This window comes from Suttonella ornithocola (assembly GCF_001889065.1).
In the GTDB taxonomy this organism is placed as follows: domain Bacteria; phylum Pseudomonadota; class Gammaproteobacteria; order Cardiobacteriales; family Cardiobacteriaceae; genus Suttonella_A; species Suttonella_A ornithocola.
The window spans coordinates 1-9261 of sequence record NZ_LWHB01000170.1 but is presented as its reverse complement, the minus strand read 5'-3'; the positions used below and the strand labels follow the sequence as shown (position 1 = coordinate 9261).

Sequence of the window (9261 nt, the reverse complement as noted above, 5' to 3'; positions counted from 1 at the left end):
TTTTTAATCCAGCTATAAACGGTGAATTTGCTGATCTTGTAGCGCTTTGCAACAGCGTGCCAAGTTTCTCCATTAGCAATATCGTTAAGAATTTTCTGTCGGAATTGGCGGCAGTAGGTCATAGGATATGCTCAGTTTGTTTTTGATAATTCTACTACAAGTTGTTCTTTATATCTGCTTTGGATAGATTGGATTATAAGTGATTTGACTATACTCCTGTGGTGCCAGAATAAATGGTATGTATTTTCCTACTAATAATTTGATTATAAGAAGAAACTTTCGAATCAAATTTATATTATTGACAAAAAACTGGAGAATAAAATGGCTACCAAAAACAAATTATACTTAACCGCAGAAATCCCCTCAATTGGTGAACAAGATTCAGAAATTCTGTACTTAAAACTTGAAAAAGAAGATGGCGAAATTGTTTTTGAGAGCCATTTTAAGCCGTGCGTGTATCTGACATGATCTGACAGCAAACTAAAACTAGAAGATCTACAAGATGCCCCACTCTATTCAGAGGCTGAAGATTTACTTGCGGATATCGTCGCAGAAAGCTGCGTTATCGTTAATGACTATGACAGTATTCGATGCGATGCCATTGATCGCCTACTAGAGAGTGCTGAGTCAGTATGGAAAAAAGGTTCGATGGAGAAAATAAAATGAATAAATTTCTCCCAAGCGTTATTTCTTTTTCAGTTGTAGGTCTGATAGTTTTATCTTTTACAGGTGGAACTGTCTATACCATTGACCAAGGTGAACGCGGAGTCGTTCTCAGTTATGGTCAAGTCAAAGAAATTGCTGAACCAGGTCTTCATTTTAAACTGCCATTTGTCAATAAGGTCATTAAAATCCCCGTGCGAACAACCACTGGGACATTAGATAAAGTTTTAGCGTATTCATCCGATCAGCAACCTGCGGAAATTAATGTATCAGTTACCCTATCTGTTGCGGATACAGGGGTAGATAAACTTTATAGCCAATTTGGCAATTTAGAAGATGCTTATCAACGCGTTATTGTGCCATTAACCCGACAAGAAATAAAAACAGTATTTGGACAATATACGGCCTTGAAAGCGGTTCAAACAAGAGAACAGCTAAATCATGATGTTCAGGAAGCGGTTACTCGGGCTTTAAGTCCCTACTCTTATTTAAAAATCCATAGTGTTCAAATTGAAAATATTGATTTTAGCGATGCTTATGAACAAACGATTGAAGATCGAATGAAAGCAGAAGTAGAAGTTGAGCGCTATAAACAAAATCTTGAACGAGAAAAGGTTGAAGCTGAAATTGCTGTTACTCGAGCAAAGGCATCCGCAGATGCACGAGTAAAAGCTGCTGAAGGTGAGGCTAAAGCCATTACTTTACGAGCCGATGCAGAGGCTAAAGCGATTACTCAAAAAGCAGATGCTTTAAAACAAAATTCAGACATTATTCACTTAATGCAAGTTGAGCGCTGGGATGGAAAATTACCTTCTACTATGCTACCAAATAATGTCGTTCCTATTCTTTCTTCTTCCGAAAATAAAAATTGAGAGATGAGCAGATGAAATATCTATAGTCAAATCAACTAAAAAACAGGACGTTTTATAAACATTACCTTACCGCTAGAAGTAGCTAGGTAGGGTTTATAGAAAGTTCCGTTTTTAGCTGATTTGGCTATAACCGAATCGGAATACAGAAAATTAGCGAATAATCCTCTCATTTCTAAAGAAAGCCTACAAGATATTTGCATTATTCCAATTGAAATTCCTGAAACGCCATATTGCATTGAGATAGCCGAATTTTATCGTCGTTTTTTGAGTGAACCAATCGGGACAAAACAACGTATTTCAGAGAATATTTCAAATAGAACCATTTAAATGTAAGAGTAATTTATGACAAAATTTACAAACATATATGATGCGTTTGAGCAATCTTTAGTAGCGATTACAAATAAGGCTCAACAACAAATCGGAGATAAATGGTGTATTGGTCCAATCTATATTGCAGGGACTTTTGAATTCATTTGTACTCACCCAGACCATGACAAAGAAGATATCACAATACGAAAAGAAGGTAGAAATACCTTTGTCATTTGGGATCGTGGAAATCATTCTCAAGAACAAGCTGAAGCGATTTTGAAAGCAATTGAACAAGCCATTAAAGAGTTGAATTGAGAATGTGTGATGAAAATTAGTATTTTTTCTAGCTATCAGATACTAGAGATATTTACAAATAGCTTATTGTTACGCGCGAAAAAAATTGAGTGGTCAAAAAAATCTGAAGAAATTGATAATTTTCTAAATGATTTAAACTTTTTGCAATACATACTAATCGTCAAAATTAGAATATTAACATGGTCTTATCGAATAGGCTCTATTTGCCTCTTATTACTTATGGTGTATCTATTTTTTTCTTTTGCTCAATATCTTCTAGATAAAGCGAATACCATTCGTAATGGGGAGGAAAGTCAATCTATAGCCTTATTTTTTGTCCAAAAGCCTATATTTTTTCTACCGTTACCCTGTGGTGTTTTATTGAGATATTACCTAAATAACTGTTTTGAAAGATACGAACTTATTATTGAGAAAATTCAGCCTTTAACTGATCTCGCTAATAATTATTCACATACCATCAAAGGCTGAATTCTATGAAAACCCCTATATTTTTAAGTTATCAAAAATTTGAGAACTACATAGATGATTTGTTGGAAGAAGGAAAAGGCTTAGAATTTACAGAAGAAACTAAAAAGATTGAAAAAATTGAATTTTTTTTAAAACAAGTAAAACGTTTGAATATCATCATAACCATAAGAAGCATAACACTGATAATTTCTTCTCTATTTACTATATTAGTAGGCTTTTTATTTTTAATTCTTGCTTTCTTTCAATTGAAACAAGAGGGTGAATTAAATTTATCATTAATGAGTGCTTTGCTACTGATTATACCTTGTACTTTACCTTTACTGAAAACGCTTGATTTAGACTTAAAAACCTCTGATAGATTCAATCAAAAAATACATGGCATTTCAGTATGCAAAAACAAGTAATACTTCAAAAGAGGGGCAATGATGAACTTACTTATCGTTGAATCGCCCTCAAAAGCAAAGAAAATTGCAGGTTTTTTAGGACAAGGTTGGGAAGTTGCCGCATCCGTTGGACATATCCGCGATCTACCTAAAAACGAAATTGGTGTGACTGCTCCAGAGTATTGGCCAAAATATGTAACGGGTGAACGTAGCGGACCTACTATCGCTAGGTTAAAAAAACTGGCACAGGGAGCAAATACGATTTATCTGGCAACTGACCCTGATCGAGAAGGTGAAGCAATCGCTTGGCATCTGCAACAGGTGTTAGGAAAAGATAAACGCTCTACGCGCGAGTCACTTTTAATGAAATCACTCCCTCTGCGGTTGAAAAAGCACTTAAATCTCCCCGTCAGGTCGATTACCGATTGTTCTTGGCACAACAAGGTCGTCGGGTATTAGATCGTTTATTCGGCTATAAGGTTTCGCCTGTCTTAGGCAATAAACTGGGACAGCGTGGATTATCTGCAGGACGTGTGCAGTCTGTTGCTCTGCGCTTAGTCGTTGAGCGTGAGCAAGCGATTCGATCTTTTGTTAAAACCAATCATTTCGGGGTGCGCTTAGATTTACCGCTCACTGACGACAAAGGTTTCTCCGATGGAAGCACTTGGTCTGCTAAGTGGGAGACTAAATCATTAGTGACTGAGGAGATGCCATACATTACCGATAGAGGTGTAGCACAACAGGTAATTGATGCGGCAAGAGAATTGGTTATTATTGAATCATTTGAAGAAAAACAACAGGCGAGGAAGCCCCCTGCACCACTGATTACCTCTACCCTGCAACAGGCAGCTGCTAATCGGTTAAAAATGTCCGTGAATGATACGATGAAGGCAGCACAAACGCTTTTTGAAGCGGGTTTAATTACTTATCATCGGACAGATAACCCTAATCTCTCTCAAGACGGTATTGAAGCTGTTTGGGCGTTTTTGCACAGCAAAGGATAGCAAGAGCATATCCCTGATAAACCACATACTTGGAAAGCAAAAGAGGATGCTCAGGAAGCGCATGAAGCGATTCGTCCGACCCACTTTGAAACGCGAGAAGCAAATACAGACGATGTTAATGCAGATAAGCTGTATCAGCTCATTTGGCGGACAGCAGTCGCGTGTCAGATGCGCTCCGCTGTTTTTAAAGTGCGCAGCGTCTGTTTAGCAACGCCACAGGCAATCACTTTTACCAATGTCCCTAATCCGCAAACGATCCCAGCCAAATTTACCGCTACGGGTAGAGAGGTAATTTACAAAGGTTGGATGATCATGATGTCAGATGATTACACCAACGAGGATAAAGATGAGGCACAGCAGTTAGTACCGTTGCTTTATGAGGGAACTACTCTCACGCCTGAGAATGCTGAAATACTCGCATTAGAAACCAAACCACCAGCAAGATATAGCGAAGTATCTTTAGTCAAAGCGCTAGAGCGCGAAGGCATCGGCAGACCTGCAACTTATGCCTCTATTATCAGTGTGATTCTCAAAAGAGATTATGTGCGACTGGTTAAACGCAGGTTTGAACCCACCGAATTGGGGAAAGCCATCGTTGAAGCCTTAAAAAACCGATTTTCGTTTATGGAAGTCGCTTATACGCGAAATATGGAAGATAGCTTGGATGCTATTGCACAGGGACGTGCAGACTATGCGCAATCGGTTGGACAGTATGACCGTCTGCTCGACGAGCAATTGGAGACTTTTGAAGCAGATAACAGTATCACGGCAATGTCGAGCAATGAGCCTACTTATCCTTGTCCTGAATGTGGACAAGGACAACATGGCAAAAGCTATAAATGTGGTGCTTGTGGGGGAATTTTAAAACTGAGACAGGGCAAAAAAGGAAAGTTTTGGGGGTGCAGCAATTACCCGGACTGCAAACATACCGAGCAAGATGTGAATGGCATTCCGCAATTTCATCAAAATACCCATTAAGTTACTGATTGAATGAGGAATAGCCTACATGATATTGCATCAATGAAGAGATGGAGAAAATGAATTCATGTCAGCAGTCATAAGCGCTAAAAACAATCAGATAGTCGTACCATATTGTAGGCATAGAATCTTTCAATATGAAGGAAAAAACTACCTCTGCACTTTTCCTGAGCGATTAACCAAAAGTCTAACCCTGCTTTATCCAGAGAAAAATTTAGGATGCCTTATTCGTAAGGCACATACTGGAGAAGAATTATCTGAACTTGAAATAAAAACGCTCATAGAAGCAAAGAATACCTATTTTTTAACTGTAAACATACTGAGCGAGACATAAATGGTCTCAATTCCATCAGAATACATAAGGAAAATACTATGAAAGAACCATCTCAAGAATTCAAAGCATTGGTTGATGCGTGTATTGATTATGACGCTACCCTAGCTATCATAAACGAAGGGGTATCGGAAGATAGAATAGACGGCTATCGTGAAGAATTATCAATGCAAGAATATGCAATAAACAAATATGCCAAGCTATTAACAGAAAGTACAGAAAACCACTTACAAAAACTTGTAGACGATTTTAACGAAAGATACCCCATTGGTAGTCCATGTATTTATTATCCCCATTTACTAATTGGCAGCAAAAATAATCCCTATAAAACAAAAACTAGAAGCAAGGCTTTTATTCAAGGCGAGCATACAGTAGTAGTTTTACTTGAAGGACGGAGAGGTGGATTTGCATTAACTCACCTAGAAATGATTGAGACTGTCTAAATCAATCTATTAAGAATTTTTTGGAGAGCTCTTTCATGAAAAAGCAAGATAATATTTTTCTAATAGATTATCGTGAATTATCTAGATTACTAAAAAGTACACAAGCAATACAAACGTCGTTGACGTCTTCATGATGTCAATTGTGCAGTAGCATATTTGCAGCTCTTGCACTCAAAATATATTCCTGCTGATCCACCAATGTCATCAGACTTATCCACCCAAGATACGGCAATAATGCTTTCAAGATTTTATCCTGACAAAATACAGCTGCTAAATGTTCAGGCACTAGAAGAAAATCAGTGCCAAATCCTGCCTTGGGTTGCACTCTATGATAATTGGAATAGATATTGTGCTTCTGAATTTCACCAACACATTAACGATGTGATGAAGTTTCATCGACTTGAAATACGAGCGGATATGTTACAGTTTTTATATCAAAAACAAGCTAATAAAAAGATATTTCTATCGGAAGAAGAGCCTAAAGTGCTTGCTAGAATTCAAGCCGCAATAAAACGAAAACGTATTATCCTTGAGGATGAGTTGTTCAATGTAGAAAATGATGAATTAAACTATGCTTTTAGTGATGAAGTAGCATTGCTTTAACCTGACACATTAAAGTGATTGTGATGTTGATGTCTTCTATGATTTAGTCGCAGCACTGGAAGAAGTGAGCTATGTATTTGACTATCATTTTTCGTAAAAAAATGAGACCTTTGCAAAACTTCGTTTTACGCGAATTTTTACCAATAGTAGAAAAGATAATTATATGATTTTAATATATTTTAAAAATTCAAAAAATTGGATTTTTTCTATTTTACGAGGTTTTGCAAAGGTCTCAAAATAAGAAGCAAGTATTTTTGTGGACAATAAACGAGAGGCAAAGTTTTTTCTTATCGAATATATTTGATAATGAAAAACAAAACGGTTTGATTTTTGGAATATGCTAGTTATGATTTTGCTTAGTCTTGTAGATATGTTCCAGACTATCTATAAAAAAATCCCCCGACATTGTCGGAGGATTACTGTTACAGAATAAAAATACTAATTGCGTTGTAAGCGCAATAACTGATTGATGACATCACAAGCCAGCGATAAAAGGCGCATATCGCGTTTACGAAAATGAAACCCACCATCGCCCGTTGTTTTAATGACTATTGATAAGTCAGAGACGACATCTCGTGCCAAAGCGAACATTCTCTGATACTCATCAATTTCTGCTTGAGCCATATTAAGCAGCATATCTATTTCTGTTTTATCGCAGAAAAGCGCTGGGCTTTTAATTTTTAAACCAGGTATGGAATAAGAATAAACCTGATGATTTAAAAAATGGCTCATTTCATTTAGCTCGAGTTCTGCTTGGTCTCTAAATTCACAACCAACGAGATAACCAAGAAAGCCATCATGTGGGGTTTCTAAGAAACCTCTATATTGCAAACTAAGCTCGATTTGTCCATTTTCTGTTAGGTGATAAAACACCTTTGAGTCTAATGCTTCATCATAGACGCGTTCATCTTCGATTTTTTGTGCTTCAAGTAACGATAGCTTTGGAAAGTCGGTTTTTAACTGTTCCAAATAAGGGTAGTCAGAACTAAAAATGATGCCAAAACTTCTCGCATTTTTACACTTATGCGGAGGTTTGACTTTATCAATATTCATTTGATGAATATTGACAGTATATTTTCTGTTTTTTTGCCCTTTCAAGGTTTTAGATAAGATAATATTTTGATTTTTCATCATTAACTCTCTTTATAAATAAAAAAGAGCTATCCCAATGGGATAGCTCCCATTGGGAAAAGTAAATTTAAATAAATTTATGAATATTTAGGATTGGTTTTCCAATCGATAATGCTTTTAGCCTCATCAAGCAAGCAATTTGCTTCATGGTCGCGTCCATAAAATCCACCCAGAGATTCATCTAGCTCACTGATATGGAATTTATACACTTCCTTGTTGAGCCATTGCTCAAGTGTTTCCAGCTCATCGTCAAAACGGTTATAGATAATCGGTATGACAACTGGCTGAACGCTTATGGTATAAAATTCCTCTTTAATTTCATCTTGTGTCATATAGATAAAGCCAAACGGACGATATTCCTTACTCGGCAAAGTAGAAAGACCGATTTTATCCCCCTCTTCTCTCATAAAGATCGGTAGAAATAGAATATCGTCTAACGTCAGCATCCGTTGCTCAAGATAAGCGATAAATGTCAATATGATGACCTCTATAAATTAAAGATTGTTCTATGGTTTTCATGGTTGATTCTCTAAAATAAGGGAGAATCTCCTACGGAAATTCTCCCGTAGGAAATGAAAAATTAGCTCAAGCGCTTAATGAATAAGGCTCATGATCTAGCAAATAAGCAGAGAGCATTCGAGCCACTTTGGTGTATGGCTGAATGAGATTCTCTGAGCATTCGCCTGAACAGAAATGATAAACGCCACAATAGCAGCCATCATCATTTTCTCGCGCAAAAAAGAGCTCAATTCGCTTATCAGGAAATTGTTTGCTGATAAACCGAAATAAGCCTAGTGGTAAGGCATGAATACTTTCCATATCTACTCTTGTTCCACCGTTTTTTTCCCGAATTCTGTCACAGTAAATAATCTCTGCCCCGAACTGGCGTTGTTGCCAGTAAGAAAGGCGTAATTGTGATACTGACACAGGAATAAATTGATGATAATTTGCGAGGCAATCTAAAACCGACTCATTGGTGCAATAGGTTTGCATGAAATAATTAGGCATAAGTCCTCCAAAAAAGAGAGGGTATGCCTCCCACAGGAAAGCATACCCTGTGGGTGAATACCGATTGTGCGGTGATGAGAAAGCCATCATCATCGATGATGGCTTGTATGATTAGCTAGGGAAAAAACGAAGGAATACGAACAATAAGCCGATAAAGCCTATTGCGGTCATATTCCACCAGCGGATACTGGCAATTGAATTTTCCAAAGCGATAAAACGGGCATTAGTGCCTTTTTCAAGTGCGTCAAAGCGGGTATTTATGCCTTTTTCAAGGGCATCAAAACGTGCATCAACAGCATCAAAGCGAGCATTAACGGCATCTAATTTTGCTTCGAATTTCGCGTCCATTGCACTGAATTTTGCATTGATGTTGTGCGCCATGACATCAAGTTTATTTAATACTTGTTGCATATCGCCCTCCATTTTTAGATCAATTAGCGCGATTATGGCACTTCGATCATTTTGGTTCAACTGTTCAATGAGTTGATGAATATTACTTAAATTAGCCATAGTTTCTCCTTTTAAAGTAAAAAAACCACGACGAAATCTTTCCCCCACGGGAAAAATTTCCCGTGGCGGGTATCCCATATAGTGCAATCATCTAAAACTCAACCCAATCCAAAGCAGATAAAAGAATAAAGTATCAATACAATCCATCCGCCATTCTTTGCGTATTTGCTTAATCCAAGCCCACATCTTTTCAATGGGATTTAAGTCTGGACTATAAGGGGGTAACCAAACTATCCTCATGCC

At 37.3% G+C, this 9261-nt stretch carries 16 protein-coding genes and 1 pseudogene; 11 read left to right on the top strand and 6 right to left on the bottom strand.

Features of this window, described 5'->3' with window-relative positions; genetic code table 11:
* Nucleotides 1-122, bottom strand: a 122-nt coding sequence (locus A5N85_RS17820; RefSeq protein ID WP_143143277.1) for a helix-turn-helix domain-containing protein, incomplete at its 3' end; no start/stop codon positions are given.
* A 199-nt stretch (nt 123-321) separates the two neighbouring features.
* Between A5N85_RS17820 and A5N85_RS15755 the strand changes: the two genes are divergently transcribed.
* The 11 genes and pseudogenes from A5N85_RS15755 (at nt 322) to A5N85_RS11830 (ending at nt 6369) form a co-directional block, all read left to right on the top strand.
* Nucleotides 322-468 carry a hypothetical protein gene (locus A5N85_RS15755; protein ID WP_169818668.1) on the top strand — a complete coding sequence of 49 codons (147 nt, stop codon included), beginning with the start codon at nt 322-324 and terminating at the stop codon, nt 466-468.
* 194 nt (nt 469-662) lie between these two features.
* Nucleotides 663-1535: an SPFH domain-containing protein gene (locus A5N85_RS11870; protein WP_084601775.1), complete on the top strand. Its 873-nt coding sequence runs from the start codon at nt 663-665 to the stop codon at nt 1533-1535.
* A 120-nt stretch (nt 1536-1655) separates the two neighbouring features.
* Complete coding sequence (locus A5N85_RS11865; RefSeq protein WP_072577408.1) at nt 1656-1862, top strand: hypothetical protein; 207 nt, start codon at nt 1656-1658, stop codon at nt 1860-1862.
* Nucleotides 1863-1877: 15 nt separating this feature from the next.
* Nucleotides 1878-2159, top strand: coding sequence for a hypothetical protein (locus A5N85_RS11860; RefSeq protein ID WP_072577407.1), 282 nt, complete (start codon nt 1878-1880; stop codon nt 2157-2159).
* A 9-nt stretch (nt 2160-2168) separates the two neighbouring features.
* Nucleotides 2169-2627 (top strand): hypothetical protein, encoded by a 459-nt coding sequence (locus A5N85_RS11855; RefSeq protein ID WP_072577406.1) that lies wholly within the window; start codon nt 2169-2171, stop codon nt 2625-2627.
* A 5-nt stretch (nt 2628-2632) separates the two neighbouring features.
* Nucleotides 2633-3031 carry a hypothetical protein gene (locus A5N85_RS11850; RefSeq protein WP_072577405.1) on the top strand — a complete coding sequence of 133 codons (399 nt, stop codon included), beginning with the start codon at nt 2633-2635 and terminating at the stop codon, nt 3029-3031.
* Nucleotides 3032-3049: 18 nt separating this feature from the next.
* A complete protein-coding gene (locus tag A5N85_RS14765) occupies nt 3050-3469 on the top strand; it encodes a toprim domain-containing protein (RefSeq protein WP_084601774.1) in 420 nt (139 codons plus the stop codon).
* A pseudogene (locus tag A5N85_RS16705) lies at nt 3436-4653 on the top strand (type IA DNA topoisomerase); the annotation flags it as partial. The gene A5N85_RS14765 and the pseudogene A5N85_RS16705, both read left to right, overlap by 34 nt.
* On the top strand, nt 4639-4992 hold the full coding sequence (locus tag A5N85_RS17355; RefSeq protein WP_342769563.1) for a topoisomerase DNA-binding C4 zinc finger domain-containing protein: 354 nt from the start codon (nt 4639-4641) through the stop codon (nt 4990-4992). The pseudogene A5N85_RS16705 and the gene A5N85_RS17355, both read left to right, overlap by 15 nt.
* Before the next feature lie 372 nt (nt 4993-5364).
* The gene (locus tag A5N85_RS11835) at nt 5365-5766 is read left to right on the top strand and encodes an ACP S-malonyltransferase (RefSeq protein ID WP_072577403.1); all 402 of its coding nucleotides are present in this window, start codon (nt 5365-5367) and stop codon (nt 5764-5766) included.
* A 156-nt stretch (nt 5767-5922) separates the two neighbouring features.
* Nucleotides 5923-6369, top strand: coding sequence for a hypothetical protein (locus A5N85_RS11830; protein ID WP_115306099.1), 447 nt, complete (start codon nt 5923-5925; stop codon nt 6367-6369).
* A 438-nt stretch (nt 6370-6807) separates the two neighbouring features.
* Here the strand turns inward: A5N85_RS11830 and A5N85_RS11825 are convergent, their stop codons facing one another.
* The 5 genes from A5N85_RS11825 to A5N85_RS17075 form a co-directional block, all read right to left on the bottom strand.
* Nucleotides 6808-7503: a hypothetical protein gene (locus A5N85_RS11825; protein WP_072577401.1), complete on the bottom strand. Its 696-nt coding sequence runs from the start codon at nt 7501-7503 to the stop codon at nt 6808-6810.
* 74 nt (nt 7504-7577) lie between these two features.
* Nucleotides 7578-7976 carry a hypothetical protein gene (locus tag A5N85_RS11820; RefSeq protein ID WP_143143275.1) on the bottom strand — a complete coding sequence of 133 codons (399 nt, stop codon included), beginning with the start codon at nt 7974-7976 and terminating at the stop codon, nt 7578-7580.
* Between the two features lie 109 nt (nt 7977-8085).
* The gene (locus tag A5N85_RS11815; protein WP_072577399.1) at nt 8086-8508 is read right to left on the bottom strand and encodes a hypothetical protein; all 423 of its coding nucleotides are present in this window, start codon (nt 8506-8508) and stop codon (nt 8086-8088) included.
* Nucleotides 8509-8619: 111 nt separating this feature from the next.
* Entirely contained in the window at nt 8620-9018 is a 399-nt protein-coding gene (locus tag A5N85_RS11810) for a hypothetical protein (protein ID WP_072577398.1), read from the bottom strand.
* An 87-nt stretch (nt 9019-9105) separates the two neighbouring features.
* Nucleotides 9106-9258: a transposase gene (locus A5N85_RS17075; protein WP_143143278.1), complete on the bottom strand. Its 153-nt coding sequence runs from the start codon at nt 9256-9258 to the stop codon at nt 9106-9108.
* Nucleotides 9259-9261 lie beyond the last annotated feature (3 nt).

Excerpts from the sequence above, each read along its gene's own strand:
- A5N85_RS15755 (WP_169818668.1), top strand. The coding sequence starts at position 322 with ATGGCTACCAAAAACAAATTATACTTAACCGCAGAAATCCCCTCAATT.
- A5N85_RS11870 (WP_084601775.1), top strand. The coding sequence starts at position 663 with ATGAATAAATTTCTCCCAAGCGTTATTTCTTTTTCAGTTGTAGGTCTG.
- A5N85_RS11860 (WP_072577407.1), top strand. The coding sequence starts at position 1,878 with ATGACAAAATTTACAAACATATATGATGCGTTTGAGCAATCTTTAGTA.
- A5N85_RS11855 (WP_072577406.1), top strand. The coding sequence starts at position 2,169 with ATGAAAATTAGTATTTTTTCTAGCTATCAGATACTAGAGATATTTACA.
- A5N85_RS11850 (WP_072577405.1), top strand. The coding sequence starts at position 2,633 with ATGAAAACCCCTATATTTTTAAGTTATCAAAAATTTGAGAACTACATA.
- A5N85_RS14765 (WP_084601774.1), top strand. The coding sequence starts at position 3,050 with ATGATGAACTTACTTATCGTTGAATCGCCCTCAAAAGCAAAGAAAATT.
- A5N85_RS17355 (WP_342769563.1), top strand. The coding sequence starts at position 4,639 with ATGGAAGTCGCTTATACGCGAAATATGGAAGATAGCTTGGATGCTATT.
- A5N85_RS11835 (WP_072577403.1), top strand. The coding sequence starts at position 5,365 with ATGAAAGAACCATCTCAAGAATTCAAAGCATTGGTTGATGCGTGTATT.
- A5N85_RS11825 (WP_072577401.1), bottom strand. The coding sequence starts at position 7,503 with ATGATGAAAAATCAAAATATTATCTTATCTAAAACCTTGAAAGGGCAA.
- A5N85_RS11815 (WP_072577399.1), bottom strand. The coding sequence starts at position 8,508 with ATGCCTAATTATTTCATGCAAACCTATTGCACCAATGAGTCGGTTTTA.
- A5N85_RS11810 (WP_072577398.1), bottom strand. The coding sequence starts at position 9,018 with ATGGCTAATTTAAGTAATATTCATCAACTCATTGAACAGTTGAACCAA.
- A5N85_RS17075 (WP_143143278.1), bottom strand. The coding sequence starts at position 9,258 with ATGAGGATAGTTTGGTTACCCCCTTATAGTCCAGACTTAAATCCCATT.